The 24,192-nt window shown below is 67.5% G+C and carries 27 protein-coding genes; 11 read left to right on the forward strand and 16 right to left on the reverse strand.

Annotated features, from left to right (window positions below; translation table 11 throughout):
• Positions 1-30 precede the first annotated feature (30 nt).
• The 10 genes from AC3AP7_RS29475 to AC3AP7_RS29520 all read right to left on the reverse strand — a co-directional run bounded on the left by AC3AP7_RS29475 (position 31) and on the right by AC3AP7_RS29520 (position 8,243).
• Positions 31-861: an aspartate dehydrogenase gene (locus AC3AP7_RS29475; RefSeq protein ID WP_487363823.1), complete on the reverse strand. Its 831-nt coding sequence runs from the start codon at positions 859-861 to the stop codon at positions 31-33.
• Complete coding sequence (locus AC3AP7_RS29480) at positions 854-2,512, reverse strand: thiamine pyrophosphate-binding protein (RefSeq protein ID WP_487363824.1); 1,659 nt, start codon at positions 2,510-2,512, stop codon at positions 854-856. The genes AC3AP7_RS29475 and AC3AP7_RS29480 overlap by 8 nt, the downstream gene beginning before the upstream one ends.
• On the reverse strand, positions 2,505-3,311 hold the full coding sequence (locus tag AC3AP7_RS29485) for an SDR family oxidoreductase (protein WP_487363825.1): 807 nt from the start codon (positions 3,309-3,311) through the stop codon (positions 2,505-2,507). Before AC3AP7_RS29485 ends, AC3AP7_RS29480 begins: the two co-directional genes overlap by 8 nt.
• Complete coding sequence (locus tag AC3AP7_RS29490; RefSeq protein ID WP_487363826.1) at positions 3,311-4,180, reverse strand: IclR family transcriptional regulator; 870 nt, start codon at positions 4,178-4,180, stop codon at positions 3,311-3,313. The genes AC3AP7_RS29485 and AC3AP7_RS29490 overlap by 1 nt, the downstream gene beginning before the upstream one ends.
• Entirely contained in the window at positions 4,181-5,074 is an 894-nt protein-coding gene (locus tag AC3AP7_RS29495; RefSeq protein WP_487363827.1) for an alpha/beta fold hydrolase, read from the reverse strand.
• 84 nt (positions 5,075-5,158) lie between these two features.
• Positions 5,159-5,686: a cupin domain-containing protein gene (locus AC3AP7_RS29500; protein ID WP_487363828.1), complete on the reverse strand. Its 528-nt coding sequence runs from the start codon at positions 5,684-5,686 to the stop codon at positions 5,159-5,161.
• A gap of 26 nt (positions 5,687-5,712) precedes the next feature.
• Positions 5,713-6,480: an SDR family oxidoreductase gene (locus AC3AP7_RS29505; protein WP_487363829.1), complete on the reverse strand. Its 768-nt coding sequence runs from the start codon at positions 6,478-6,480 to the stop codon at positions 5,713-5,715.
• Positions 6,473-7,558 (reverse strand): Rieske 2Fe-2S domain-containing protein, encoded by a 1,086-nt coding sequence (locus AC3AP7_RS29510; RefSeq protein WP_487363830.1) that lies wholly within the window; start codon positions 7,556-7,558, stop codon positions 6,473-6,475. The genes AC3AP7_RS29505 and AC3AP7_RS29510 overlap by 8 nt, the downstream gene beginning before the upstream one ends.
• Positions 7,559-7,615: 57 nt before the next feature.
• Positions 7,616-7,927 carry a recombinase-like helix-turn-helix domain-containing protein gene (locus AC3AP7_RS29515; RefSeq protein WP_487363831.1) on the reverse strand — a complete coding sequence of 104 codons (312 nt, stop codon included), beginning with the start codon at positions 7,925-7,927 and terminating at the stop codon, positions 7,616-7,618.
• Position 7,928: 1 nt separating this feature from the next.
• Positions 7,929-8,243: a non-heme iron oxygenase ferredoxin subunit gene (locus AC3AP7_RS29520; RefSeq protein WP_487363832.1), complete on the reverse strand. Its 315-nt coding sequence runs from the start codon at positions 8,241-8,243 to the stop codon at positions 7,929-7,931.
• A gap of 471 nt (positions 8,244-8,714) precedes the next feature.
• Here AC3AP7_RS29520 and AC3AP7_RS29525 point away from each other — a divergent pair, with 471 nt between their 5' ends.
• Positions 8,715-9,755, forward strand: a complete 1,041-nt coding sequence (locus tag AC3AP7_RS29525) for a porin (protein WP_487365056.1) — start codon at positions 8,715-8,717, stop codon at positions 9,753-9,755.
• A 191-nt stretch (positions 9,756-9,946) separates the two neighbouring features.
• Here the strand turns inward: AC3AP7_RS29525 and AC3AP7_RS29530 are convergent, their stop codons facing one another.
• Positions 9,947-10,906 carry an IclR family transcriptional regulator gene (locus AC3AP7_RS29530; protein ID WP_487363833.1) on the reverse strand — a complete coding sequence of 320 codons (960 nt, stop codon included), beginning with the start codon at positions 10,904-10,906 and terminating at the stop codon, positions 9,947-9,949.
• A gap of 192 nt (positions 10,907-11,098) precedes the next feature.
• Here AC3AP7_RS29530 and AC3AP7_RS29535 point away from each other — a divergent pair, with 192 nt between their 5' ends.
• Positions 11,099-12,787 (forward strand): acid phosphatase, encoded by a 1,689-nt coding sequence (locus tag AC3AP7_RS29535; protein ID WP_487363834.1) that lies wholly within the window; start codon positions 11,099-11,101, stop codon positions 12,785-12,787.
• Between the two features lie 28 nt (positions 12,788-12,815).
• Here the strand turns inward: AC3AP7_RS29535 and AC3AP7_RS29540 are convergent, their stop codons facing one another.
• From AC3AP7_RS29540 to AC3AP7_RS29550, 3 genes are all read right to left on the reverse strand, one after another.
• A complete protein-coding gene (locus AC3AP7_RS29540; protein WP_487363835.1) occupies positions 12,816-13,397 on the reverse strand; it encodes a DUF3501 family protein in 582 nt (193 codons plus the stop codon).
• A gap of 34 nt (positions 13,398-13,431) precedes the next feature.
• A complete protein-coding gene (locus AC3AP7_RS29545; RefSeq protein WP_487363836.1) occupies positions 13,432-14,769 on the reverse strand; it encodes a heterodisulfide reductase-related iron-sulfur binding cluster in 1,338 nt (445 codons plus the stop codon).
• A 128-nt stretch (positions 14,770-14,897) separates the two neighbouring features.
• A complete protein-coding gene (locus tag AC3AP7_RS29550) occupies positions 14,898-15,320 on the reverse strand; it encodes a rubrerythrin family protein (protein WP_487363837.1) in 423 nt (140 codons plus the stop codon).
• Positions 15,321-15,555: 235 nt separating this feature from the next.
• Here AC3AP7_RS29550 and AC3AP7_RS29555 point away from each other — a divergent pair, with 235 nt between their 5' ends.
• The 6 genes from AC3AP7_RS29555 to AC3AP7_RS29580 all read left to right on the forward strand — a co-directional run bounded on the left by AC3AP7_RS29555 (position 15,556) and on the right by AC3AP7_RS29580 (position 19,626).
• Positions 15,556-15,909, forward strand: a complete 354-nt coding sequence (locus tag AC3AP7_RS29555; RefSeq protein WP_487363838.1) for a DUF3564 domain-containing protein — start codon at positions 15,556-15,558, stop codon at positions 15,907-15,909.
• A 133-nt stretch (positions 15,910-16,042) separates the two neighbouring features.
• Positions 16,043-16,390, forward strand: coding sequence for an STY0301 family protein (locus AC3AP7_RS29560; RefSeq protein WP_487363839.1), 348 nt, complete (start codon positions 16,043-16,045; stop codon positions 16,388-16,390).
• A gap of 324 nt (positions 16,391-16,714) precedes the next feature.
• A complete protein-coding gene (locus AC3AP7_RS29565; RefSeq protein WP_487363840.1) occupies positions 16,715-17,152 on the forward strand; it encodes a lysozyme in 438 nt (145 codons plus the stop codon).
• Between the two features lie 58 nt (positions 17,153-17,210).
• The gene (locus tag AC3AP7_RS29570; RefSeq protein WP_487363841.1) at positions 17,211-17,633 is read left to right on the forward strand and encodes a hypothetical protein; all 423 of its coding nucleotides are present in this window, start codon (positions 17,211-17,213) and stop codon (positions 17,631-17,633) included.
• Between the two features lie 358 nt (positions 17,634-17,991).
• Complete coding sequence (locus AC3AP7_RS29575) at positions 17,992-19,137, forward strand: glycosyltransferase family 4 protein (protein WP_487363842.1); 1,146 nt, start codon at positions 17,992-17,994, stop codon at positions 19,135-19,137.
• 189 nt (positions 19,138-19,326) lie between these two features.
• Positions 19,327-19,626, forward strand: a complete 300-nt coding sequence (locus AC3AP7_RS29580) for a hypothetical protein (protein ID WP_487363843.1) — start codon at positions 19,327-19,329, stop codon at positions 19,624-19,626.
• 121 nt (positions 19,627-19,747) lie between these two features.
• On the opposite strand, the gene AC3AP7_RS29585 is transcribed toward AC3AP7_RS29580, so the two are convergent.
• Positions 19,748-20,476, reverse strand: coding sequence for a Crp/Fnr family transcriptional regulator (locus AC3AP7_RS29585; protein ID WP_487363844.1), 729 nt, complete (start codon positions 20,474-20,476; stop codon positions 19,748-19,750).
• A 99-nt stretch (positions 20,477-20,575) separates the two neighbouring features.
• Between AC3AP7_RS29585 and AC3AP7_RS29590 the strand changes: the two genes are divergently transcribed.
• Both AC3AP7_RS29590 and egtD read left to right on the forward strand, forming a co-directional pair.
• A complete protein-coding gene (locus AC3AP7_RS29590) occupies positions 20,576-21,121 on the forward strand; it encodes an Mpo1 family 2-hydroxy fatty acid dioxygenase (RefSeq protein ID WP_487363845.1) in 546 nt (181 codons plus the stop codon).
• Between the two features lie 520 nt (positions 21,122-21,641).
• Entirely contained in the window at positions 21,642-22,610 is a 969-nt protein-coding gene (egtD, locus tag AC3AP7_RS29595) for an L-histidine N(alpha)-methyltransferase (RefSeq protein WP_487363846.1), read from the forward strand.
• A 53-nt stretch (positions 22,611-22,663) separates the two neighbouring features.
• Here the strand turns inward: egtD and AC3AP7_RS29600 are convergent, their stop codons facing one another.
• Positions 22,664-22,960: an acylphosphatase gene (locus AC3AP7_RS29600; protein WP_487363847.1), complete on the reverse strand. Its 297-nt coding sequence runs from the start codon at positions 22,958-22,960 to the stop codon at positions 22,664-22,666.
• Between the two features lie 137 nt (positions 22,961-23,097).
• Here AC3AP7_RS29600 and hpnA point away from each other — a divergent pair, with 137 nt between their 5' ends.
• A complete protein-coding gene (gene hpnA / locus AC3AP7_RS29605; RefSeq protein WP_487363848.1) occupies positions 23,098-24,108 on the forward strand; it encodes a hopanoid-associated sugar epimerase in 1,011 nt (336 codons plus the stop codon).
• Positions 24,109-24,192 lie beyond the last annotated feature (84 nt).

Consider the following 24,192-nt stretch of genomic DNA (forward strand, 5'->3'; position numbering starts at 1 on the left):
TCATTGCTCTCTTCCTTCAGGTGCTGCTGATCAGATCACACATCGCGCCGCGCGATTGCGCAGCGCGCGCATCGCGCTGAATGCGGTCAGCGCGGAGGTCTTCGGGTTGTCGGGCAACGGCTTGCCGGACATTTCGAGCGACATTTCGCCGAACGCGCCGCGCGCGAGCACCCGGTGCACGTTGCGCGCGACGCCCGGGTCGGCGATCAGACGCACGCGCGTCTCGTCGAGACCCAAGCCCGCGAGCGCGATCGTCGCGGCGACATTCGCGTTCTTCGGATACAGCCGCGCGGCTTCGCGCGCGCTGCCCTCGAAGATCACGCACTCGGCAGTGAGCGCGCGCAGATCGCACAGCGCTTCGGCCGGCGTGCCGAGCCAGCCGAGCGGCGGCTTGCGGCCCGTGTACAGCACTTCGTCGAGACCGCCGAGCTTCGCGGCGGCGAGCGCATCGACGCCGCCGATCGCGCCCGGGAGCAGCGTGAGCGTCGCGTCGCCCTCGTCGGCCGCGGCCGACAGCACGTCGAGCAGACCCGTGTCGGACAGCGCGCCGATCGACGCGACCGCGCAATCGGTGCCCGCCTTCAGCAGCGGCACGACGTGATCGACGAGCGCCGCGTGTCCCGCGCATTCGAGCGCGAACTGCGGGCGGCTCGACAGGGCGCTCACCGACGACACGACATCGACGCCGGCGCCGACCGCGTCGCGCACCGCCGCCGTATGATGCTCGGGCACGATCACGTGCGACACATGCACCTGCGGGTCGGCGGCGACCGAACGGAACACCGCCTGGCCGATCGCGCCGAAGCCGATCATCGCGACGTCGATCGATCCGGCGTGGCCGGGCGCGCGAGCGTCAGACATGCTCCGGCTCCTGCTTCTTGACCGGCGGGCCGGCGAACGCGGTGGCGAATTGCCCGACCGACAGCATGTCCACTTCGACCAGCACCGGACCGGTCTGCGCGAGGCCCGCGCGAATGACGCCCTCCGCTTCGTCGAGCGAGCGGATGCGGTGGTGCGTGAGCTTCAGGCTTGCGCAGAACGCCGCGAAATCCGGCTGATGCAGGTCCACGAAGCAGCGGCGGCCGCCGTAGTGCGCATCCTGGATGTTGCGGATCACGCCGTAGCACTGGTCGTTCATCAGCACGATCATCACGTTGGCGTTTTCCTGCACGGCCGTCGCGAGCTCGCCGACGTTCACCATCAGACCGCCGTCGCCGACGAGGCACACGGTCTTCGCCGCGGTGCCGGCGAGCGCCGCGCCGATCGCCATCTGCATGCCCTGGCCGATGCCGCCGCCGAGCGCATGCACGCCCGCGCGCGGCGCGAAGATCTTCAGCAGGCGGTTGCCCCACGTGCTGTTCGAGATCGTCACGTCGCGCACCCAGTTGTAGTCCTCGCCGACCGCGCGCTGCAGCACGTCGACCAGTTGCCGGTACGGGCCCAGGCCCTTCACCACGTCGCCCACCGCGCTTTCGCGCGCGGCCGCGAGATCGGCGGCAAACTGGGGATCGACCTTCAGGCGGCCTTCGAGCAGCGTCGCGAGCGCGTCGAGCACGTTCGCCGCGTCGCCGTGCACGAACTGCGCGTTGCGGTAGCCGCGGTTGTCGGCGAGCGCGTCCGCGTCGATGCGGTACAGCGGCTGCGGCAGCGCGAGCTTGTACTTCAGCGTTTCGTTGCCGCGCAGCCGCGAACCCGCCACGACAATCGCATCGCAGGTCTTGTAGAAACTCTCGACCGCCGTGTGCACGTTGAACGCGCCGAGCGTCGCCGGATGATCTTCCGGCAGCACGCCGCGACCCTGCACGCTCGTGACGACGCCGAAGCCGAGCTTCACGAGCCGCTCGACCGCGCTGCGCGCGTGGCGCGTGCCGCCGCCGAGCCACAGCAGCGGACGCTTCGCGTTCGCGAGCGCGTTCGCGAGCTGCTGCACGCGCGCGCTGTCGTGCGGCAGCGCGGCGACGTGCGGCGCCGCGATGTCGGCCGGCCATTCGATTTCGGCTGCCTGGATGTCGATCGGAATCTCGACGCTCACGGGGCCGCTCGGCGCCGTCTGCGCGACGCGCACCGCTTCGCGGATCGTCGGCAGCACGGTCTCGACGGTACGCACGCGGTACGCCGCCTTCGACACCGCCGACAGCATCGTCAACTGGTCCGGCGCTTCGTGGATGTACGCGAGATCCTGATCGAGGTATTCGGATTCGATCTGCCCGGTGATGTGCAGCAGCGCGGTGCCGGCGGTCAGCGCCTCGACCATCGCGCCGGCCGCGTTGCCGGCCGCCGTGCCGGTGCTGGTGAACGCGACGCCGAGGCCGCCCGACACCCGCGCGAGGCCATCGGCCATGTTCACCGCGCCGGCTTCGCCGCGCGCGCCGACATAGCGGATCTTGCCGCGCGTGTTGATCGCGTCGAGGATCGGCATGTTGTGGATCGAGATCACGCCGAACGCGGTCTGCACGCCGCACTGTTCGAGAAAGGCGGCAATCAGCTCGCCGACGGTGGTTTTGTTAGACATGTCGTGCATTGCCTCCAGAAACGTCGATATGGCTGCCGGTCGTATAGGACGACAGGCTGGTAGCGAGATAGAAGAGCGCCTGCGCGGCCTCCTCGGGACGGCCGAAGCGGCCAAGCGGAATGTGTTTCTTGCGCGCGAGCTCGCCCGTCCAGTCTTCCCAGCTTTGACCGGGCTGCGCCTGCGCCGCGAAGCGGCGGCGCCACTGGCCGGACTCGACGATGCCGATCAGGATCGAGTTCACGCGGATGCGCTGCGGCGCAAGCTCGACGGCGAGCGACTTCGTGAGGCTCAGCACGCCCGCGCGCGCCGACGACGTCGCCACCATGTGCGGCTCCGGCTGCAGTGCGAGCAGCGAATTCACGCACACGATCGACGCGTTGCCGCGCGGCGCGGCTTCGCGCAGCATCGGCAGGAACGCGCGGCTCGGACGCATCACGCTGAAGTACTTCAGATCGAGTTCCTCGCGCCATGCGTCGTCGGTCGTGTCCGCGAAGGTCGACACGCGGCCCTGGCCGGCGTTGTTCACCAGCATGTCCGCGCGCCCGAAGCGTTCATGCACCGCCTGGGCGAACGCGTTCACGTCGGCTTCGTCCAGCACGTCGCAGCGCGCGGCCAGCAGCGCGGCTGCGGGAAACTGCGCACGCAGCGACGCCTCGGCCAGCGCGAGGCGCTCGGCGTCGCGCCCGCAGATCGCCACGGACGCGCCTGCGCGGAGAAACAGTTCGGCGGTTGCGAGGCCGATGCCGGACGAACCGCCCGTCACCACCGCGACCTGTCCGGTCAAGTCGATTTGAATCATCAGAATCCCAATGCCTTCAGATAGGTCCGGCCTGCGTCCGGCTCATGCTTCGGCCGGTAGTTCAGGCGCTTCGAGAGTTCGTGCGCGGCCCGGCACACCTTGTCGATCAGGCCGCTGCCGAGCAGCGTCGCGTCGATCTCGGGCCGCGGAATCGTGATCGTGATCACCGCCGCGATCCGGCCGGCATCGTTGCGCACGGGCGCGGTGACCACCGAGATGCCGCGCTCGAACGACGACTCGCTGATCGCGAAGCCGCGCTGCGCATCCTCGCGGATCCGTTCGTACAACTCATCGATGGTTTCCGGCGTAAGCGCGGTATAGCGTTCGAGCTTGCGCTCCGGGTACAGCACGCGCAGGTCGGCGAGCGTGAGATCGCCCATCAGCACCTGGCCGTGCGTGGTCGCATGCGCGGGCAGGCGCGTGCCGACGTTCACCTTCACCGAGCTGAAAATCGGCGCATGGCTTTGCGCCTTCGCGACGAACACGACGTCGCGGCCATCGCGGATCAGGATGTGCGACGTGAGTCCGGTCTCGTCGCGCAGCGCCTCGATGATCGGCAAGCCGAGATCGGTCAGTTCGAGCGAGCTCAGGTATTCGAAGCCGAGCCGCAGCACGGCGATGCCGAGCCGGTAGTTGCGGTCCTTGTCCGCGCGTTCGAGAAAGCCGAGCGATTCGAGCGTCTGCAGCAGCCGGAACACCGTCGTGCGCGGAATGTTCAGACGGCGCGACAGCTCGGGCGCGCCGAGCACCGGCTCGCGCGGCGAAAACTGCGTGAGGATTTTCAGGCCGCGTTCGAGGCCGGGCACGCGGTAGCCGTTGTCGGCGCGTTCGTCCTGCTCGGTTTCGGCCGGGGAAGGTACGGGTTTCATTCAGTGGCTCCGTGCGCCGGCACTCGCGCGGCAAAACGCATCGATGATCGCGGTGTACGCCTCGGGGGCCTCGACATAGCCCGCGTGTCCTGCGCGCGGCACCACCTGCAGCGGCGTGCGCGCCGCGCGGGCGAGCGCGTCGCAGGCAGCCGGCGGCGTGATCGTGTCGTCCGCGCCGACCGCGACCGCGATGCGGCCGCCGCAGCGCGCGAGATCCGCGGCGAGATCCGCATTCGCGAGCAGATGGGTGGCCTGCGCATAGCCGTGCGGCACGATGCGCGCCATGTTCCAGCGCACCCACGCGCGGGCGGCCTCGCTCGCGTGAGTCGACAGCATGTTCGCGCTGCGCTGCGCCGCCAGTCCCGCGGCACCCAGTTCGGCCAGCATCGCGAGACGCTGGTCGCGCCGCGCCTGCCGCACGTCGGGTGCCGCGTTGCCGTAGCCGCCTGCCGGCGACAGCAGCAGCAGTCCGGCGACGCGCGGCGCATGCGCGGCCGCAAACGCGCCGGCGACGATTGCGCCGAGCGAATGACCGACCAGCACGCAACGCTCGACGCGCAGCGCGTCGAGCCAGCCGCGCAGCGCATCCGCGTAGTCGGAGGCTTGCGGCGAGGCCGGCGCGAGCGGCGTCGATGCGCCGTAGCCCGGCGCATCCCATGCCAGTACGCGCCGCGTCGCGCCGAGCGCCGCAAGCTGCTGCACCCACGACGCGGCGCCCGACCCGATCCCGTGCAGCAGCACGAGCGGCAGCGCGTCCGCGGTCGCGGCAGCGCCCGCTTCGCGATAGCTCACCTGCTGGCTCGCCGCGATCACGGCCTGCTGCGCGGGAAAGCGCGCAAGCAGCGCTTCGCACGTGTCGGCGGTGTCGGGAGAAACGATCGGGGCGGCGGACATGATGGATTTCGGCACGAGGACTCGGTTGGGGGGCGGCGGCGTCGCGGCGCAACGTGCGACACGCGACGACGCCGCAGGCAACGCTCAGCGCTTGATCTTCGCGAGCGGCGAATCGGGCGGATAGGTCGGCGTGATCGGCTTCGACGAACCGAGCATCACGCACATCAGCGCGTCTTCGTCGCCGATGTTGATTTCGGTGCGGTACACGCCCGGCGGCACGGAGATCAGGTCGCGCTCGCCCAGCACCGCTTCCCAGGTTTCGCCGTCGCGCTCGCAGACCACTTTCATCTTGCCGCGCAGCACGAAGAAGATTTCCTCGACATCGATATGAATGTGGCTCGGGCCGATGTTGCCGGCCGGGATCACCATCGTCGAGAACGTGAAGCCGCCTGCCGGCACGGTATTCACGTCTTTTGCGACGCCGGTGCCGCCGGTGCCGACGTAGCGCATCTGCGCACGGCGGTATTTCGGGTCGTAATCGGCCTGGAACTTCAGCGCATCCCAGTCGTAGCGGCGCGTTTCCAGACGCGCGACGCGCGACTCCATCCAGTCGCCAAAGCTGGCGTCCGCGGGCTGGTCCCACGACTTGCGTTCGATATCGGTGTCCGCCATCTCTTTCTCCTTTCGGTAAGCCAAGATCAATTCATCACAAAGCCGCCGTTGACCGGCAGCAACTGTCCGGTGACGAAGCGCGCCGCGTCGGACAACAGGAACAGGACCGGGCCGCTCACGTCGTCGGGGACCTGGGCGCGCGCGAGCGCGCGGCCCTTCAGGTAATACTCGTGACGCTCGGCCGGCACATACGCGGTCGCCTCGACTTCGGTGAGGCCCGGCGCGATCGCATTGACGGTGATCCCGTGCGCGCCGAATTCGCGCGCGAGCGAGCGCGTCATCGCGATCACGGCCCCCTTGCTCGCCACGTAGGCGAGCAGCTTCGGCGCGCCCCACAACGCGGTATCCGAGGCGATGTTCACGATGCTGCCGCGCCCCGATGCCCGCAGATGCGGCTCGGCCGCCGTGCTCATCAGCCAGGTGCCGCGCACGTTCACGTTCATCACGGCGTCCCACGTGTCGAGCGCGAGCGCGTCGGCCGACTTGCCGCCCGAGTTCGTGATCGCCGCGTTGTTGATCAGTCCGTCGAGGCCGCCGAGCCGCGCCACGGCCTGCTCGACGAAGCCTGCGATGGCAGCCGGATCGGCCAGATCGAGCGGCACGAAGTGCGCTGCGTGACCGGCGCGCTGCAGTTCGTCGGCCAGTTCGCGGCCGGCGTCGAGCAGCACGTCGCCGAACGCGACCTGCGCACCCGCTGCGGCAAGCGCGCGAACGAACGCGGCACCGAGTCCGCGCGCGCCGCCCGTCACGATCACGCGGCGGCCGGCGAGCGGCGAGGCAGCGTCGTCACGCATGGCTGTGTCCCGCGGCGGCTTGTGCGTCGCCGGCTTGCGCACGGTGCGCGTCGAGCGCGGCCAGGTCCTGCTGCGCGCGCTGACGCAGCATGCGGCGCACGCGCGTCATGCCGACATCGTGCTGATAGAGGAATTCGTGCGCGCGCGCATTCGGCGCGAGGCTTTCGAGCACGTAGCGGTCCTGCTCCAGCACGTCCCAGTGCAGACCTTCGAGGCGATTGCGGTACATGAAGCGCCATGCGTCGCGCTGCCAGCCGGACACCTTGCGGGTGCGCCAGAAGTAGACCTGGCAGTGATCCGCGTCGACCGGCACGGCAAAGCCGATGATCCCGAAGTTGCCGCCGGGGCCGAACTTCTTCCGGTACGGGATCGCAAGACGCATCCACAGGCAGCCCGTTTCGCCGAGTTCGACCCAGTCGAAGTTCACGTCGCGCTGGCCGATCTTCTCGAACATCAGCCCGGTTTCGGTCTTGCGCACACGCATCTCGGCCTGCTTGTCGCCTTCGGCCATCGAGTGCGAGGTCGCGTGCAGATAGGCGCCGTGCATCGGGTCCATCACGTTGTCGATCGCGTACTGGTAATTGCACTTCCAGTTCGACATGCACAGGAAGCTCGCGTACTCCTCGCCGACCAGTTCTTCCGGCAGCACGAGCGGCGCCGGTTCCTTGTGCGCGTCGTCGCCGAACCACAGGAAGATCGCGCCGGCGTGCTCTTCGACCGGATACGACTTCACGCACTGCTGGCCTTCGAGCGGGCAGTTCGACACCGCGGGCACCTTCGTGACGGTGCCGCCGCCGTTGATTTCAATGCCGTGGTACCAGCAGGCGACGCTGCCGCCGAGATTCCAGCCGAGCGACAGGCGCGCGCCGCGATGCGGGCAACGGTCTTCGAGCGCATGAACGCGGCCTTCGTGGTCGCGCCACAGCACGATCTGGTCGCCGAGACGGGTGAGGCCGATCGGCGCGCTGCCGACTTGCCAGCTCGGCGCGACCGGATACCAGTAGTTGCGCAGACCGAGATCGAGATAAGCCTGGACCGGATCGGCGGCGCCGTGGTCCTGGGAAACGGGGGACGTCATGAGGAAACTCCGGAGCGTATGCGGGTGACGTGTTCGGGATCGGCGCGCGGCGCGCGCTTACTCGGCGAGCCGGCGGAATTCGTCGGCGAGTCGCGTGGCGTGCCACGCCGTGCCTTCCGGCGTGCGGAAACCGAGGTGGTTCAGCCCGTCGACGACTTCCTGCAGTTCGAGCGCGCCCGCTTCGAAAACCTGTTCGAGCGCGTTGCCGAAGTCGTTTTCGTACTGCGTGGGTTCGGCCTTGCGGGTCTGCCAGACGATGTTCGGCGTCTCGCCCGGCTGTTCGATGACGCCCTTGCCGGCGACGTTGTTCGGCTGTGGCGCGCGCCACGGCTTCAGGTTCGGATTGAAGTTCACGGCTACCTCTCGCATGTCATTCCACCTTGATCTGGATTTCTTCACCGGCAAGGCGCACCGCGTACGTCTTCAGATCGCGGCCACCCGGCTCCTTCAGGCACTTGCCGGTCGGGATATGGAACACGGCCTCGTGCAGCGGGCATTCGACGGTGTCGCCGTCGACAAAGCCTTGCGTCAGCAGCGCGTACGCATGGGGGCAGACGTTTTCAAGCGCGTACAGCGCATCGCCTACCTTGTAGATGCCGATCTCGGTGCCGTCGAGCTTGAACTCGATCGGTCCGTCTTCGGTCAGGTCGCCGGCGTGCCCGGCGCAAAGCCATTGCTCAGTCATTTGCCCTGTTCTCCTGAATCCTGCATGTTCCAAATCTGAAACATCAGTTCGTGTATGGACAATTATAGGAGTCGGCCGGCGGATAAAAAATAAAAATCTGCGCGGCCAGGGGAAAACACTGATGTCGTATCTGTCCGACACTTCAGTGCCGGGATGCATCGGCAAACCCCTTCCATGACGCCCTTATTTCGTAAGGGATTTCTGATCTCGCCATCGTGTGGCCGACTCGCTTATCCGGGTTTCCACGGAATCAAAAATTTATTTTGATCGCCCGCGAAATCTCTATACTTTCCATAGGCGAGACATATGTCCATATATGGAACGTATGATAAGACGTTTTGGCATGCACGCACCACAACCGCGGCTCGCTCAACTCGATGTACTACGGACGGCGCAATGACATAGGGGTCATTCGTCATACGATCAGGAGAACTAACAGTGAAACGGATCATCGCAGTCGGACTGGCCAGCATGGCGGTCGTGTCCAGCGCCTGGGCGCAAAGCAGCGTCACGCTCTACGGCAGTATGGATGCGGGTGTCGCCTACATCAGCAACGTCAGCGGTTCGGCAAAGTGGGAAGAAGAAAACGGCAACACGCAGCCCGACCGGTGGGGCCTGAAGGGCGTTGAAGATCTGGGCGGCGGCCTCGATGCGGTCTTCCAGCTGGAAAACGGCTTCTACACGAATACCGGTGCGATGGCGTCGGCCGGCACGCTCTGGAACCGGATGGCCTACGTCGGCCTCGGCGCGAAACAGTACGGCACGATCACGCTCGGCCGCCAGGCGCCGTTCATGTTCGACGTGCTCGGGCCGCTCAGTACCGGCTATCAGGCCGCGAGCTGGTTTGCATTCCATCCGGGCAACCTGGACGAACTCGCCGACACGAGCGTCGTGCCGTACAACAACTCGGTGAAATTCCGTTCGGCGAGCTTTGGCGGATTCTCGTTCGGCGCGATGATGGGTCTCGGCAACACCACCAACTTCGCGACCGGCCGCACGATGAGCTTCACGGTGGCCTACGCGAACGGGCCGCTGAAGGCAGGCGCCGTCTACGAAGACGCAAACAATCGCAGCTTCACGCTGACCACCACGGGCCTCACCGAGTTCCAGGGGATGCCGGCCGCCACCTACGAGGCGGACAAGGTCGAGACGATGGGCGCGGGCGCGTCGTACCAGTTCGGCAGGCTGCTGGTGCACGGCCTGTACACGCGCATCAAGTTCGAAAACCCCGGCTACTCCGACACCTACCAGAGCTACGATGCGGGGGCGAACTATGCGTTCACGTCCGCGAATACGGTGGCCGGCGGTGCGTCGACGACCTCGCTCGCGGGCCATCGCTGGACGCAGTTCGAGCTTGGCGATATCTATTCGCTGTCGAAGGCAACCCAGCTGTACGCGAACATCCTGTACGAGCGCGCAAACGCCGGGACCTACGCCGCGCTGTATACGGCCGGCGTCGCGAGCGGCCAGAACCAGATGTCGATTCTCGCGGGTATTCACCACTCGTTCTGAGCACCACTCGTTCTGAGCATGCCGGAAGGCTTGCCGCGCGCGCCCGCTCACCTGGGCCGCGCGGCCGCCGCGCCGGGCAGACGATGCGGATGCAACGAAAAGGGCGAGCGCATGGCGCTCGCCCTTCTGCTTTTTTGCCCGCGTTCTTGTCCCGCGTTCTTGTCCCTGTGCGAAACCGCTCCGGCACAGGCTCAATAATGCGCGGACACCGCTGCGCGGCGCGCTTGCAGGACCGTCGGATCATCGGCGCGCGGACGGTAGTTGAGCCGCGCCGACACTTCCACCGCCGCGGCGCACACCGTCGCGATCAGCGGTTCGCGCTGCGCCGCCTCGCCGATATCCGAGCGCGGCACCGTGACCGTGATCGCCGCGGCGATCCGGCCGCTGTGGTCGCGCACCGGCGCGGTCACCACCGAAATGCCCCGCTCGAACGATGCCTCGCTCACCGCATAGCCGAGTTCCGCGCTTTCGCGCACGCGAGCGTCTAGCTCTTCGACGGTCGCCGGCGTGCGGTCGGTGAAGCGTTCGAGCTGCGGCTCCGGGTAGAGCGCACGCAATTCCGCGAGGCCCAGATCGCCCATCAGCACCTGTCCGTGCACGGTCGCATGCGCGGGAAGACGCGTGCCCACGTGCACCTTGACGGAGCTGAACATCGGGTCGTGCGTCTGCGCCTTCGCGACGAACACGACGTCGCGCTCGTCGCGGATCAGCAGATGGGCGCTCAGCCCGGTCGCGTCGCGCAGCCGTTCGAGAACCGGCGTGCCGACGTCGGTCAGCTCCAGCGAGCTCAGGTATTCGAAGCCCAGACGCAGCACCGCGACGCCGAGCCTGAAATGGCGATCGCCGTTCGCGCGTTCGAGAAAGCCGAGCGCTTCGAGCGTCTGCAGCAGCCGGAATGTCGTGGTGCGCGGAATGCCGATGCGCCTCGACAACTCCGGCGCGCCGAGCACCGGCTCGCGCGCGCTGAACTCCGCGAGGATGCGCAAGCCGCGCTCGAGACCGGGCACGAGATAAGTGGAACCGCTCGCGCCTTCGTCGTCGGCCGCGTCGGCGGCGTCGGCCGGCCCGGCGTCCTCGTGGCTGGCCCCGGCGGGCTCGCTGCGCGCCCGGGTCTGCCTGCGTCCCGCTCCTGTCATGGTTTCTTTTGCCATATCCGGCTATCGTTCAAGCTCATGGTTCACAGGTGAGCATGATAGCGCGAAGCGTCCGCCGCTCATGCGGCCGTCTCGCACGATCGTGCGGATGTCTTTGCCCCGCGCGCCGCGCCGCGCGGCCCGCCTGCATCGCCGCGGATGCGGGCGGCCGGACGCGCGGCCGCACCGTCCACGCAAGGAGCCACGCGCATGCATCAGGACGACGAATCCCTCGCGCCGCCCGCCGGCGCCGCACCGGGCGACGCGCCCGAAAACCCCGAGCGCCGTCGCGTCCTCACCGGACTCGCCGCCGTCGGTCTCGGCCTCGCGATGACCGGCTGCCAGAGCACCCGCGCGCCCGACGACGCGGCCGGCGCCGCGAACCCGCGGCTCGACGCGGCGCTGCATGACCAGGTGCGCAATATCGTCGTGATCTACGCGGAAAACCGCAGCTTCGCGAACCTGTTCGGCCATTTCCCCGGCGTGCAGCAGCCGCTCGACACCGTCGCGCCCGGCCACGCGCTGCAGTTCGACCGCGACGGCACGACCCCGCTGCCGCAGTTGCCGCGCATCTGGGGCGGGCTCGTGCCGCAGGCGCAGGAATTCGACGGCCGCCGCTACATGATCGCCGAGCACCAGAGCGCCGGTTTGCCGAACCGCCCGTTTCGCCTCGTCGATGCGCACGGCGAGCCGCTGCCGACCGGCATCGTCACGCGCGACCTGTGGCACCGCTTCTACCAGAACCAGATGCAGATCAACGGCGGGCGCAACGACCAGTTCGCCGCGTGGGCCGATTCCGGCGGCCTCGTGATGGGCCATTACCGCAACTCGGCCGACACGCTGCACCTGTGGGGACTCGCGCAGCGCTACACGCTGTGCGACCACTTCTTCATGGCGGCCTTCGGCGGCTCGTGGCTGAACCATATCTTCCTGATCTCCGCGCAGGCCCCGCTGTACCCGGACGTGCACGACAGCATCGCGAAACACCTCGTATCCGTGGTCGAAGGCGACGATCCCGCCGGCACGCGCCTGAAGGTCGCGCCGCATTCGCCGGCCTCGGCGCTCGACGGGCCGCCGAAGTTCGTCAACGACGGCCTGTTCACGCCCGACGGCTACGCGGTCAACACGATGGCGCCGCCGTACCAGCCGAGCTTCGTGCGGCCGGCGCCCGGCGGAGACCCGGCGCTCGCCGACGCAGCGAACCCACGGGTGCTGCCGCCGCAGCACTACGCGACGATCGGCGACCGGCTCTCGGACAAGGGAATTGGCTGGGCGTGGTATGCGGGTGCGTGGCAGTACGCGCTCGATCATCGCGAAACCGGTCAGGTGCCGGATTTCCAGTACCACCACCAGCCGTTCAACTACTTCGCCCGCTACGCACCGGGCACCGATGCGCGGCGCCAGCATCTGCGCGACGCCGGTGTCGGCGACGATGCGTCGACCAACCGCCTGATCGCCGACATCGACGCCGGGCGCCTGCCGCCGGTCACGTTCTACAAGCCGCAGGGCAACCTCAACATGCATGCGGGGTACGCGGACGTGGCCTCCGGCGACCGCCACATCGCGGCCGTGATCGGCCATCTGCAGCGCTCGCCGCAGTGGCCGCACACCGTGGTGATCGTCACCGTCGACGAGAACGGCGGCTGGTGGGATCCGGTGGCGCCGCCGCGCGGCGACCGCTGGGGACCGGGCTCGCGCATTCCGGCGCTGGTCGTCTCGCCGCTCGCGAAGCGCGGCCACGTGGATCACACGCTGTACGACACCAACTCGATCCTGCGCTTCATCAGCCGCGTGCACCGGCTCGCGCCGCTCGACGGCGTGCTCGCGCGCGACCGCGCGTTCGCGCACCACGGTCTGACGCCGCCCGGCGACCTGAGCGCGACGCTGGATCTGGCCTGACGCCGCACCCGCAATCCGTGCGCGCGCGCTAGCTCAGGTCCTTCAGCAGCGCGGCGCGCACCTGCGGCGCAATGGTCTGCACCGCGACCGGATAGTTCGGATGATCGCAGCCGATCCGCAGATTCGCCCCTTCGCGCAAACGCGTCTTCATCGACGGCGTCAGTTCGAAGCGCACGAAATGCACTGCCGAGGTTTTCTGCTCGTTCTCGCGATCGAGATCCTCGTCGGCGATCGCATAGACCGGCGCCTCGCCTTCGACCTGCACGAACACGTGGTCTTCGATGCCGATCAGGCGCGCCAGCGCCGCGCGCCGCTCGATCTCCGTCTCGTACTCGATCTGCATGGTCGCCTTCAGGTTGCTGCCATCGGGCACGAGCGGCAAGTACGCGTTCAGCTCGCCCTGGATGCCGTCTTCGTCGAAAATCTTTTCGATGTGCAGCATCTCCTGGATCTGGTAACGGATCGTCTGCTCGTCCTCGAACAGAAACGTGATGTGATTGCCGAGCGGCACCGTGCGAAGCTTCTTGTGCTCGATGATCTGCGCGCGCATCGCGACGCGCGCTTTCGCGTAGTGTTCGAGCGGGAGCAGCGAGTTGCGGGCAATGGTCATGGGATGTCCTTGCAAAAGGGTCGACAACCGGCGCTCACAGACCATAGGCCTTGCGCAGCAGCGTCAGCGGATGGGCGAGCTGGCCTTTCGCGAGACCGTTCTCGTCGAGGCCCTGCTCGATATGATGGCCGGCCAGCTGGCAATCGGACGAGATGTAGTCGGGCTGCGGCTGCGCCATCGCCTTGAACACCGGCGCACCGATCTGCATGGCGGTGCGATGGAATGCCTTCTTCACGCCGAACGTGCCCGCGTGGCCCGAGCAGCGCTCGACCACCGTCACCTGCGTGTCCGGCACGAGCGCGAACGTCTCGGCAGTCTTGCGACCCATGTTCTGCACGCGCGCGTGACATGGCACGTGATACGCCACCTTGCCCAATCCGGTCTTGAAGTCGGTCTTCAGCAAGCCGTCGCGATGGCGCGCGACGAAATACTCGAACGGATCCCAGAACGCTTCGCTTACCGCGCGCACGTCGGGGTCGTCCGGGAACATCAGCGGCAGTTCGTGCTTGTACATCAGCACGCAGCTCGGAATTGCGCCGATCAGCGCGTACCCCTCGCGCGCGTAGCGGGCCAGCACCGGCAGGTTCCGCTCCTTCTTCGCGGCCACGCCTTCGAGATCGCCCTGTTCGAGCAGCGGCATCCCGCAGCACGCCTCGCTCGCGACCAGCGTGTACGGAATCGCATTGTGCGCGAGCACCGCCAGCAGGTCGTGGCCGATGCCGGGCTCGTTGAAGTTCACGTAGCAGGTCGCGTAAATGGCGACCTTGCCGGGCGTGCGCTCGCCGTCGCGCACCGGTGCGCCCGGCGAACGCTTCGCCGCGCGGCGGAATGTGCGCGCCGCGAAATCGGGCAGCCACGCGTGCCGGTCGACGCCGAGTACGTTCTCCATCACCTCGCGCGCCGCCGCCGTGTGATTCACCGCGTTGACCGTCTGCGTGACAACCGAAATGCCGGCGAGATGGCCGAGCCCGTCGGTGTTCGACAGCAGCCTGTCACGCCGTTTGACGTTGCCCTTTTTGTACCCGATCGCTTTGGCGCGCAACATCAGATGCGGAAAATCGACGTTCCACGGATGCGGCGGCACATAGGGGCATTTCGTCATGTAGCACAGGTCGCACAGATAGCATTGATCGACCACCTTGCCGAAATGCGCGCGGTCCACTTCGTGCGCCTCGCCGGTATCGGTCTCGTCGACGAGATCGAACAGCGCGGGAAACGCGCCGCACAGCGACACGCAACGCCGGCACCCCGCGCAGATGTCGAATACGCGCGTGAGCTCCTGGTCGAGCGCCTGCTGATCGTAGAACGCGTCGCTGCGCCAGTCGAGCGGATGCCGGGTGGGCGCCTCGAGACTGCCTTCCTTGTGGGGCATGACGTCAGGCTCCTTTTATGCTTTTGATGTGAACAGGTTGCACATGCGCCCACGCAAGCGGGAGCCTGCGGTGCTGCACCGCAGGCTCCCTGCCGGATTGCCGCACGGGCGCCGCCCGACGCCCGCAGTCAGTCGACGAGCGCCTCCAGCGCTCTCGAATAGCGGTTCGCGTGGCTGCGCTCCGCCTTGGCCAGCGTTTCGAACCAGTTCGCGATCTCGTCGAAGCCCTCGTCGCGCGCGACTTTCGCCATGCCGGGGTACATGTCCGTGTATTCGTGCGTTTCGCCTGCGATCGCCGATTGCAGATTCAGACGCGACGAGCCGAACGGCAAGCCGGTGGCGGGATCTCCGACCGCTTCCAGATACTCGAGGTGACCGTGCGCGTGGCCGGTCTCGCCTTCCGCGGTGGAGCGGAACAGCGCGGCGACGTCGTTCTGGCCCTCGACATCCGCCTTGGCGGCGAAATACAGATAACGACGATTGGCCTGCGATTCGCCGGCAAACGCGGCCTTCAGATTCTCCTCGGTCTTCGAACCCTTGAGTTGCGACATCTGTGCCTCCTGCAAACCTGTGATGTGGGGTGACGCGCGCCATGCCCGCCGGGCCGGCGGGCGATTTGGACGAAGGGACGCGCGCGACTCGTCCCCTCCCTGACTAATCTAGAAGTTCGTCCACTCCTTCCCCAATAGGGTTTTTCAATGCCTCCGATAGCGGTTTGCCTTGCATAAGCGACACGCCGGCCTAGACTAAAAAGTCTGTACTTCACGTCCTGTGTACGGAACTGATATGCGCCTGACGATTCTGATCAACGGTTCCGATCCCACCGTCAACCACGATTACGCCGTGCTGTGGCTCGACACCGACGAGCATCGCTGGTCGAGAGAAGCACATGAAGGGATCGATCTGCCCCCGTGGGGCGAGCTGCACGACACGAATGGCGTCACCACGCTGTGCGCGCCGAGCGCCGACGCGCCGCTGTGCACGCTGCGCGGACTGCACGTGGATCGCAAGCAGAATGTCAGCGCCGCGCAAGGCGACGCTGCATGGCCCGGCGAACGATCGCCGGCCGCGAGCTACTGGCGTCTGCAGGCGGTCGACCGCCAGCCGGTGCATGCCGAGCATCGCGTCTTCGACGTCTGAGTCCACCCGCGGTCAATACACGACAATGCGCGTCTTCGCGCGCCGCTTAAGGTCGCCTTAAGCAACTCTGTCTAAAGTAGGAAGTCCACGCATTTGGGCCGCCGCAAGGCGGCTTTTTTTTCTGGTTTTCCCGATGTCCGTGCAAGGAACGCGACGGACGACCTCCGTCAACGAGGTCCCGCCGGGCTGGCAGGCCTCGCAAAGGTGGACATCGCTGAGCGTCGACGGTGCCTTCGTGACGGTCGGCCCACCTGACAAGCAGATCGATCTGAAACCGGAGATCGCTTCACACAACGGGCGTCGGACTTTCTCGTGGCAATTCGACCCAGCCGACCGGAGCCAAAAGCTGTGGATGTCCTGCATATACGGCACATTGTTTCTGCTATCGCGACCGCTACCCGAGGGCCTGTCGACGTGTCGCACCGACGAACCCTTCGCCGGTGCAAAGGAATCCCTGGTTGCCCGCGTGCGCTGCCGCTAGAAACGAAGCGAATGCCGTGGCAATTCGAACGCGCGGCAATCCAACACGACGATCTATCAAGACATCATTCAGAGCGCCGCGTCTTCGACATCTAAGTCCTCCCGCAGTCAATGCGTGGCGCACGTGTCCTTACGCGATGCCCTTGGCATGTCTTCGCAAATCATATGCGCCTGACCGTCGTCACGTCGGCAATGGGCTCATTGATCAGTGTTTCCCTAACAAATCGGATAGATCTTATTGTGCGCCCCCTCTTCGAGCCACAAACTCCTCCAACTCGGTGAGCAGTCACGTTCCGGATGGAACTTTTCGACGGTGTATTGAAGAATGGCAAACGCAAACGAACATCAGCGCCTTTCCGCAGCGGGATGGATTGCTCTTCAAAAAAACGAAGGCATCAGTCGCACTTACTATAACGACACGGCGGGCAATTGCACCTACGGTGTTGGCACGTTGGTACATATGGGTGCATGTACCTCCGACGAACTTGGTCGCCGAGTCGATGATGCGCACATTCAATCCAGCCTCGCCCGAGGCGTACGATACGCAGAAAACCTCGTCCGTCACTCGGTCCCAGACCACGAACTCACGCAGGCACAGTTCGACGCCGCGGTGAGCTTTGCCTATAACATTCCCGGCGCTGCCCGCCACGCACTCGAACCCGCCAACCGTGGAGACATGGCAGCCGTCGCGCGCAATCTCAGCAGGTTCATTTACGAGCATCCCCACAACGCCGCCGGACGCGTGTCAGGGCCGCGCGAATAAACAAAGGTCTCGTCAATCGGCGAAAAATTGAATCCGCGCCATTCTGGAATTCAAAGCGATGAGAAACGCCGCAATCGCCACCCTGCTGGCCCATTTGATCGCCCTGACGCCCGCCTCGGCCAACCCGGCGTTCACGTTCGACGGCACCTGGCATATCGACACCATCGCAGGCTACGGAGAAGTTTCGATCGACGACCGCACGCTGCGCCGTCTGATCGGTCAACCCGTACGCATCACCGGACACAGCGTGACGATCGGCACCGACACATGCAAGGTCGACAGCGCACATCTATCGGATCGCGCGACCGCGCCGCTGTTGCTGCGCGAATACCGGGCCACCCCCGAGAATGCCGGCGTCCCCGCCCGGACCCTCGTGCTGTCGGTGCCGCCGTGCGGTTATGTGTTTCGCGCCGGCACGGCTATCGTGATCTATCAGGACGGCGCCTTCTATCGCGCCAGCCGGCCCCACGCCGGGCACTGAAAAAGCGCGGGCAGCAACACGGCCCGCGAGCGCCGGTCCGGACATCGCTTCAGCGCCCCCTCCCCGCCCGCTCATCACCCGCGCCTCCCCCTGCGCATTTTTGTGCGTTAGCACACGGAATGTCGCCGGTCGCCGCCGTACCGTTCGAGAGCGTCCACGCGCGGTATGCCGCCGCGTCGGCGCTGTCCGCCCCTCTCCCGCCAGGTATCGCAATGAACCGGTCCGTACAGCCCTGTCGACTGCCCGCTCCGCGCATCCGCGATACGCCGGGACAGACGCCTCCGTCCCGGTCGCGCGGCACGATCGGCCCCGGCCGCGCCGCGGCAGCCTCCGCTTCCCGCTCGCCCGGAGCGCTCGCATGAAGCCGCCCATCGACTCGCTGCAGGTCGGCATCGACCGCTCGCACGCACGGCCCGACGGCCTCGAACGCGTGCTCCATACACTCGTCGAAGCGTTGCCCGGCCAGGGCGTCAACGTCCGCAGCCCGGGCCATGCAAGCCGGCTCGCGCCTGCGAGCGCTCGCGCGGACACGCCGCCGCTCGTGCTGCCCGGACCCGGCCAGCGCGCCGGACCGGCGAGCGCGCCGCAACCCGCCGCGCCGCCGCACAAGCCGGATCTGGTCGCGCTGCACGCCGCGCAGCGCGCGGTGCCGATGCTCGGCCAGTTCACCCGGGTACCGCGCGTCGTGCACTTTCACGGCTCCTGGGCCGACGAGGTACGCAACCAGCACGGCGTCGCGCTGCTCGGCGCGCTGCGTTACGGCCTCGAACGCTTCATCTATCACGGCGGCACGCGGCTGATCGTGCAGTCGCTCGAAGCCGGGGACGTGCTGAATCTGCGCTACCGCGTCCCGGCCGACCGCATCCGCATCGTGCCGGCCTGCATCGATCCGTCGCGCTACGCGGTGCGCGCAAACGGCCGGACCGCGCGCAAGCGGCTACAGGTTCCGCACGACCGGCCCGCCTTGCTGTGCGTGCGCCCGCTGCTGGCGGGCGTCGGACTGGAGGAATTGATCGACGCAATCTTTGTCGTCCGGCAGACGGTGCGCGACGTGTATGTGATGATCGTCGGCACCGGGCCCAACGAAGCGGCACTGCGCGCGCGCATCGCGGCGCGCGGCCTCGAACGCCACGTGTTCCTGCGCGGCTTCGTGACGGACGACGTGCTGCCGCTCTACTACCGCGCAGCCGATCTCACGGTCGTGCCGACCGTCGCGATGAAGGACTGCGGCCTCACCGCGATCGAATCGCTCGCCACCGGCACGCCTGTCCTCGTGACCGCGGCCGGCGGCCTCGCCGAAACCGTCGCGCCGCTCTGCGAGGAACTGGTGCTGTCCTCGGGCGGCTACCAGGCGCTCGCGAGCGGCATCACCGAGGCGCTGCGCGGCGACCGCTTCACCCCCGCCGGCCGCACGTGCCGGCGCTACGCGCGCAAACACTTCGATCACGCACTCGTCGCCGCGCAAACGGCCGACGTCTATCGCGACGCGATCGGCGCCTTCTGAGCGCGCCGCGCGGCGACGCGCACTCCTGCTCCTCGCGCAAGCCGATCACGCGGCACAGCATCGCGCTGCTGAAACGGATGCTTGCGGCGGTTACGTTTTGTCACCGCGACACCGTCAACTGCCGGATTCGGCCTCACGTTAAACCGGCAGCGCTGATCCTTTTCAGTCGCGTCCTCCAGGAGTGAAACCATGAAGAAGATGTTCGCCGCGCTCGCCTCCACGCTGCTCGTCACCACCGCGTTCGCGCAGACCCCAGCGCCGGCGGGCACGCCGCCGGCCGGCGCCGAGGCGAAAGCACCCGCGAAGCACGCGGCAGCCGCGCACACGAAAAAGACCGCTCACCACAAGGCTCACAAGATCGGCGCGAAGAAACAGGCCAGCGCCGCTCACACCGGAAAGCATGCGATGACGCAGGACACGGGGAAGGGGAGCCGCGCCGCTCCGGCCCAGACCGCCGGCGCCAAAACCGGCACCACGCAGGCACAATAAGGTGTCGGGTCTTCGGCGTTGACCGGCTCGTCGCGCTGTCCCATCGAAGCCGGATACGCCGTTATGCAGGGCGAGCCCAAGGGCTCGCCTTATTTAGTTTTCCGTATCAAATGAGCGGCCGTCACGGCGGACCGCCCGGCTTCGCCTGCGGATCGGCCAGCGCAGCAAGCCGCCGCGCGTCGACGAGCTCGATTTCCGCGTAGCCCAGCTTCAGCGCGCCATTTGCTTCGAACTGCCTGAGAATCTGGTTGATCGTCTGACGCGAGAGCGCGAGCATCATCGCCAGATCTTCCTGCGACACCTTCAGCACGTGCCGCAACGACGCGCCCGTTCCGTAGCCGCCCGCCATCAGCAGCAGCCGGCGCGCGACGCGCTGCGCGGCGGGCAGCAGCGCGGTCTCCTCGATCGCCTCGAACGCAAGCCGCAACTTGTGCGTGAGCAGCAATCCGAACGCATGCCAGTATTGCGGCGCGTCGTCCAGCAATGCGGCCAGCGGTGCGCGCGGCACGTGAAACAGCACCGAATCGCGCTCCGCATACGCGTCGTGCGTGCGCGGGCGTCCGTCGAACAGTGCAATTTCGCCAAACCAGTTGACCGGCTCGATGACCGCCAGCAACGCCTCCTTGCCGGCAAAGCTTGCGGCGCCGATGCGCATCAGCCCGTCGAGCACGCAGTACAGGCCGTCGTCGGGCGCGCCCCGCATGAAGAGCCGCTCGCCCGCCTGCAGCCGCTGCACGCGGCCCCTTTCGATCAGGCGCGCCTGCAGGTCAGCCGGCGCGGCGCGGAACCAGCCGCTTTGCGCGAGCGCGGCATGCGGGAAATCCGGATCCTCGGACAAACGCGATGTCATGAGCGTGCACCTGGCGGCCGGGACCGAATTGTCGGCTACCCGAAAGTGTCGAACGGCAATGCCCGCGATTATGATGACTTTGCACAAGGAGCGTCACCCATGAGAACGCTGACCCAGCAATTGACCCAGTACGCGGCCTATCACCGCGACCGGCGCAACATCGCCACGCATTTCGTCGGCATCCCGATGATCGTTCTGGCGCTCGCGGTGCTGCTCGGTCGCCCCGCCGCGCTATTCGCGCCGCTCGCGCTGACGGTGTCGCCGGCCTGGCTGCTGTTCGTCGCGGCAACCCTTTACTACCTCGTGCTCGACGTCCCGCTGGGTCTGATGATGGCGCTGTTCTCGGCCCTGTGCGTCGCAGGCGGGCAATGGCTCGCCGCGCAGCCGACCGCCGTGTGGCTCGCATCGGGCATCGGCCTGTTCGCGCTCGGATGGGTATTCCAGTTTGTCGGGCATATCGCCTACGAGCATCGCAAACCCGCGTTCGCCGACGACCTGATCGGCCTGCTGATCGGCCCGCTGTTCGTGCTGGCCGAACTGCTGTTCGGCTTCGGCTGGCGGCCCGCGCTGCGCGCGGCCATCGAGGCACAGGGGGGCCCGAGCGGCCTCCACGCAGACGGCGCCGGCGCTCGCCGCGGCTCCTGAACGCGCGGGCGGCGGCTGCGCGGGCGCACGCGTCGCGCGCTGCTAGCGCGGCCCGCGGCCCCTGGGGCCCGCGCGTTTTCCCGTACCGCGCACCTCGCACCGCGTACCTCGCACCTCGCACCTCGCACCTCGCACCCCGCACCCCGCACCTCGCACCTCGCACCTCGCAAGCACGCCGTGCGCTTCGCCCGAAAGCACGCCGCCATTCTGCAGCGCAACATGACGCGCGACCGCATACCGTGCGATCCTGCATCGCGCGCGATCTGCTGTCCGATCTGTTGTCATAGAGGCGCGGCATGCTGGCACAGCGTCTGCGTCGCCATTCACCGGGCGCGCGCATCGACGGCGTCAGGCCGCCGCGCAAGCGCGTTTCTTGCTTCACCGGGCCGGGATGCCCGGCTTGCCCATCGTCACCGCGGACCCGCAGTCCGCCTCCGCCCGACGCGCGCCGTTTCGGTCCGCGCGCGTTCCGATCCACGCACCGGCGCCGCGCGCCGGCACAGCGAGTACTGGAGCCAGCATGACCCAGCCAGCCCTGTTGCAGCACCCGTTACCGGAATTCGCCGCCGACGTGCGCGCCGGACTCCTGCATGCGCCGCAGAAGGAATTGCCGTCCAAATACCTGTACGACGAAGTCGGCTCCGCGCTGTTCGAAGCCATCACGGTGCTGCCGGAGTATGGCGTCACGCGCGCCGAGGAGTCGCTGCTGAGCACGCATGCCGCCGACATCGTCGCGCAGCTGCCGCATGACGTCACCGTCGCAGAGCTGGGCAGCGGCAGCGGCCGCAAGACACGGCGCATCCTGGAAGCGCTGTGCAAAAAACGCCCGACTTCTTACTGCCCGATTGAAATTTCGCGCAGTGCGCTGCAGTTGTGCCGGCGCGAGCTCGGCGACATCGAACGCATTTCGATCGTCGGGTATGAGCGCGACTATCTGGCGGGACTCGCCGAGGTCAGTCGCCGGCGAGCCCCCGGCGAACGGCTGCTCGTGCTGTTTCTCGGCAGCACGATCGGCAATTTCGCACGGCTCGCGGCGACGCGCTTCCTGCGCGCGATCCGCTCGATGCTGGCGCCCGGCGACGCGCTGCTGCTCGGCACCGACCTCGAAAAGCCCGTGCCGGTCCTCATTGCCGCGTATGACGACGCGGCCGGCGTGACCGCCGCGTTCAACCGCAACCTGCTGGCACGGATCAACCGCGAACTGGGCGGCGACTTCCCGCTCGATGCGTTCGAGCACGTCGCGCGCTTTAACGCCGACGCCCGCAGCGTCGAGATGCATCTGCGCGCGCGGCGCGCGGTGAGCGCGCGCGTCCGGGACGCGCACCTCGCCGTGACGCTGCGCGAAGGCGAAACGATCTGGACCGAGAGCAGCCACAAATATCGCGCCGAGGAAGTCGGCGCGATTGCCGGCGATGCGGGTTTCGCCTGCACGCATCAGTGGCTCGAGCACGACTGGGGCTTTGCGGAGAGCCTGCTCGTCGCGGCGTGACCCGCCGCGGCACGGCACGGCGCGACACGGCGTAACGCGGCGCGCCGCCGTGTTCAATGCTGCTCGAAGCGCTCGTAGCGTTTTTCGGTGGGACGCTCCTCGCCGCTCACCTCGGTGACCCGCGCGGCGGGCGGCCCGTGACGCAGCCACGAAAGCATCCGGTCGACCTGGTTGGCCGGCCCCTGCAGCACCGCTTCGACCGAGCCGTCGTCGAGATTGGCCACCCAGCCGCGCAGGCCGAGCGCGTGCGCCTGGCGCACCGTCGCGTGACGAAAACCCACCCCCTGCACGGTGCCGCGCACGCGCACGTAATACGTTTCGATCCGCGCATCCAGATCCGGACCTGTCATGCTGTCGCCTCCTCGCGTACTTTCAAGCCGGCATTCTAGCCGCGCCGTCGCGAGCCTGCGCGAATGGCGCGCGGCGTCGCGCGCAGGCGGGCCGCCACGTACAATCCGACCACCGTCATGGATCGAAATGGGAAAGAATGACTGATCAGAATCGTGGGCGCGTCCTCGTCACCGGCGCGTCCGGCTTCGTCGGCTCGGCGGTCGCGCGCGCGGCGCAGCAGCAGGGCTACGACGTGCGCGTGCTGGTGCGCGCGACGAGCCCGCGCGGCAACCTCGAGACGCTGGACGCGGACATCGTCGTTGGCGACATGCGCGACGAAGCGTCGATGCGCGCCGCGCTGCGCGGCGTGCGCTATCTGCTGCACGTGGCCGCCGACTACCGCCTGTGGGCGCCGGACCCGGGCGAGATCGAGCGCGCGAATCTGGCAGGCGCCGAGGCGACGATGCGCGCGGCGCTGCGCGAAGGCATCGAGCGCATCGTGTACACCAGCAGCGTCGCCACGCTGAAGGTGACGAGCTCCGGCGCCTCGGCCGACGAAACCTCGCCGCTCGCGGCCGCGCAGGCCATCGGCGTCTACAAGCGCAGCAAGGTGCTGGCCGAGCGCGCGGTCGAGCGGATGATCGCGCAGGACGGCCTGCCCGCGGTGATCGTCAATCCGTCGACGCCGATCGGGCCGCGCGACATCAAGCCGACGCCGACCGGGCGCATCATCGTCGAGGCTGCGCGCGGCAAGATTCCCGCGTTTGTCGATACGGGCCTGAACCTCGTGCACGTCGACGACGTCGCGGCCGGCCATCTGCTCGCGCTGGAGCGCGGCCGCATCGGCGAGCGCTACATCCTCGGCGGCGAAAACCTGCCGCTGCAGACGATGCTCGCCGACATCGCCGCGCTCACCGGCCGCAAGGCGCCGACGCTCGCGCTGCCGCGCTGGCCGCTCTACCCGCTCGCGCTCGGCGCCGAGGCGGTCGCGAAGCTGACGAAGCGTGAACCGTTCGTCACAATCGACGGTCTCAGGATGTCGCGCAACAAGATGTACTTCACGTCCGCGAAGGCCGGGCGCGAGCTGGGCTATCGCGCGCGGCCGTATCGCGAGGGACTCGCCGACGCGCTCGCCTGGTTCGCCGAGGCGGGTTACCTGAAGGCCTGATGTAGCCCTGAGGCCCGGCGGCCGGCGGCCCATGCCGGGCGGTACGCGCACGCACTTTGTTACAACGTCGGCGCCGCTGCGGCG

This window comes from Paraburkholderia sp. PAMB 6770, from assembly GCF_057748135.1.

What these genes read in the sequence shown, in the direction of transcription:
- AC3AP7_RS29580 (WP_487363843.1), top strand. Translation starts at nt 19,327, where the DNA reads ATGAAGAAGATGTTCGCCGCGCTCGCCTCCACGCTGCTCGTCACCACC.
- AC3AP7_RS29540 (WP_487363835.1), bottom strand. Translation starts at nt 13,397, where the DNA reads ATGACCATTGCCCGCAACTCGCTGCTCCCGCTCGAACACTACGCGAAA.
- AC3AP7_RS29520 (WP_487363832.1), bottom strand. Translation starts at nt 8,243, where the DNA reads ATGACTGAGCAATGGCTTTGCGCCGGGCACGCCGGCGACCTGACCGAA.
- AC3AP7_RS29500 (WP_487363828.1), bottom strand. Translation starts at nt 5,686, where the DNA reads ATGGCGGACACCGATATCGAACGCAAGTCGTGGGACCAGCCCGCGGAC.
- AC3AP7_RS29570 (WP_487363841.1), top strand. Translation starts at nt 17,211, where the DNA reads ATGAGAAACGCCGCAATCGCCACCCTGCTGGCCCATTTGATCGCCCTG.
- AC3AP7_RS29560 (WP_487363839.1), top strand. Translation starts at nt 16,043, where the DNA reads ATGTCCGTGCAAGGAACGCGACGGACGACCTCCGTCAACGAGGTCCCG.
- AC3AP7_RS29555 (WP_487363838.1), top strand. Translation starts at nt 15,556, where the DNA reads ATGCGCCTGACGATTCTGATCAACGGTTCCGATCCCACCGTCAACCAC.
- AC3AP7_RS29530 (WP_487363833.1), bottom strand. Translation starts at nt 10,906, where the DNA reads ATGGCAAAAGAAACCATGACAGGAGCGGGACGCAGGCAGACCCGGGCG.
- hpnA (WP_487363848.1), top strand. Translation starts at nt 23,098, where the DNA reads ATGACTGATCAGAATCGTGGGCGCGTCCTCGTCACCGGCGCGTCCGGC.
- AC3AP7_RS29525 (WP_487365056.1), top strand. Translation starts at nt 8,715, where the DNA reads ATGGCGGTCGTGTCCAGCGCCTGGGCGCAAAGCAGCGTCACGCTCTAC.
- AC3AP7_RS29480 (WP_487363824.1), bottom strand. Translation starts at nt 2,512, where the DNA reads ATGTCTAACAAAACCACCGTCGGCGAGCTGATTGCCGCCTTTCTCGAA.
- egtD (WP_487363846.1), top strand. Translation starts at nt 21,642, where the DNA reads ATGACCCAGCCAGCCCTGTTGCAGCACCCGTTACCGGAATTCGCCGCC.
- AC3AP7_RS29515 (WP_487363831.1), bottom strand. Translation starts at nt 7,927, where the DNA reads ATGCGAGAGGTAGCCGTGAACTTCAATCCGAACCTGAAGCCGTGGCGC.
- AC3AP7_RS29495 (WP_487363827.1), bottom strand. Translation starts at nt 5,074, where the DNA reads ATGTCCGCCGCCCCGATCGTTTCTCCCGACACCGCCGACACGTGCGAA.
- AC3AP7_RS29505 (WP_487363829.1), bottom strand. Translation starts at nt 6,480, where the DNA reads ATGCGTGACGACGCTGCCTCGCCGCTCGCCGGCCGCCGCGTGATCGTG.
- AC3AP7_RS29575 (WP_487363842.1), top strand. Translation starts at nt 17,992, where the DNA reads ATGAAGCCGCCCATCGACTCGCTGCAGGTCGGCATCGACCGCTCGCAC.
- AC3AP7_RS29490 (WP_487363826.1), bottom strand. Translation starts at nt 4,180, where the DNA reads ATGAAACCCGTACCTTCCCCGGCCGAAACCGAGCAGGACGAACGCGCC.
- AC3AP7_RS29590 (WP_487363845.1), top strand. Translation starts at nt 20,576, where the DNA reads ATGAGAACGCTGACCCAGCAATTGACCCAGTACGCGGCCTATCACCGC.
- AC3AP7_RS29585 (WP_487363844.1), bottom strand. Translation starts at nt 20,476, where the DNA reads ATGACATCGCGTTTGTCCGAGGATCCGGATTTCCCGCATGCCGCGCTC.
- AC3AP7_RS29565 (WP_487363840.1), top strand. Translation starts at nt 16,715, where the DNA reads ATGGCAAACGCAAACGAACATCAGCGCCTTTCCGCAGCGGGATGGATT.
- AC3AP7_RS29550 (WP_487363837.1), bottom strand. Translation starts at nt 15,320, where the DNA reads ATGTCGCAACTCAAGGGTTCGAAGACCGAGGAGAATCTGAAGGCCGCG.
- AC3AP7_RS29510 (WP_487363830.1), bottom strand. Translation starts at nt 7,558, where the DNA reads ATGACGTCCCCCGTTTCCCAGGACCACGGCGCCGCCGATCCGGTCCAG.
- AC3AP7_RS29485 (WP_487363825.1), bottom strand. Translation starts at nt 3,311, where the DNA reads ATGATTCAAATCGACTTGACCGGACAGGTCGCGGTGGTGACGGGCGGT.
- AC3AP7_RS29475 (WP_487363823.1), bottom strand. Translation starts at nt 861, where the DNA reads ATGTCTGACGCTCGCGCGCCCGGCCACGCCGGATCGATCGACGTCGCG.
- AC3AP7_RS29545 (WP_487363836.1), bottom strand. Translation starts at nt 14,769, where the DNA reads ATGCCCCACAAGGAAGGCAGTCTCGAGGCGCCCACCCGGCATCCGCTC.
- AC3AP7_RS29535 (WP_487363834.1), top strand. Translation starts at nt 11,099, where the DNA reads ATGCATCAGGACGACGAATCCCTCGCGCCGCCCGCCGGCGCCGCACCG.
- AC3AP7_RS29600 (WP_487363847.1), bottom strand. Translation starts at nt 22,960, where the DNA reads ATGACAGGTCCGGATCTGGATGCGCGGATCGAAACGTATTACGTGCGC.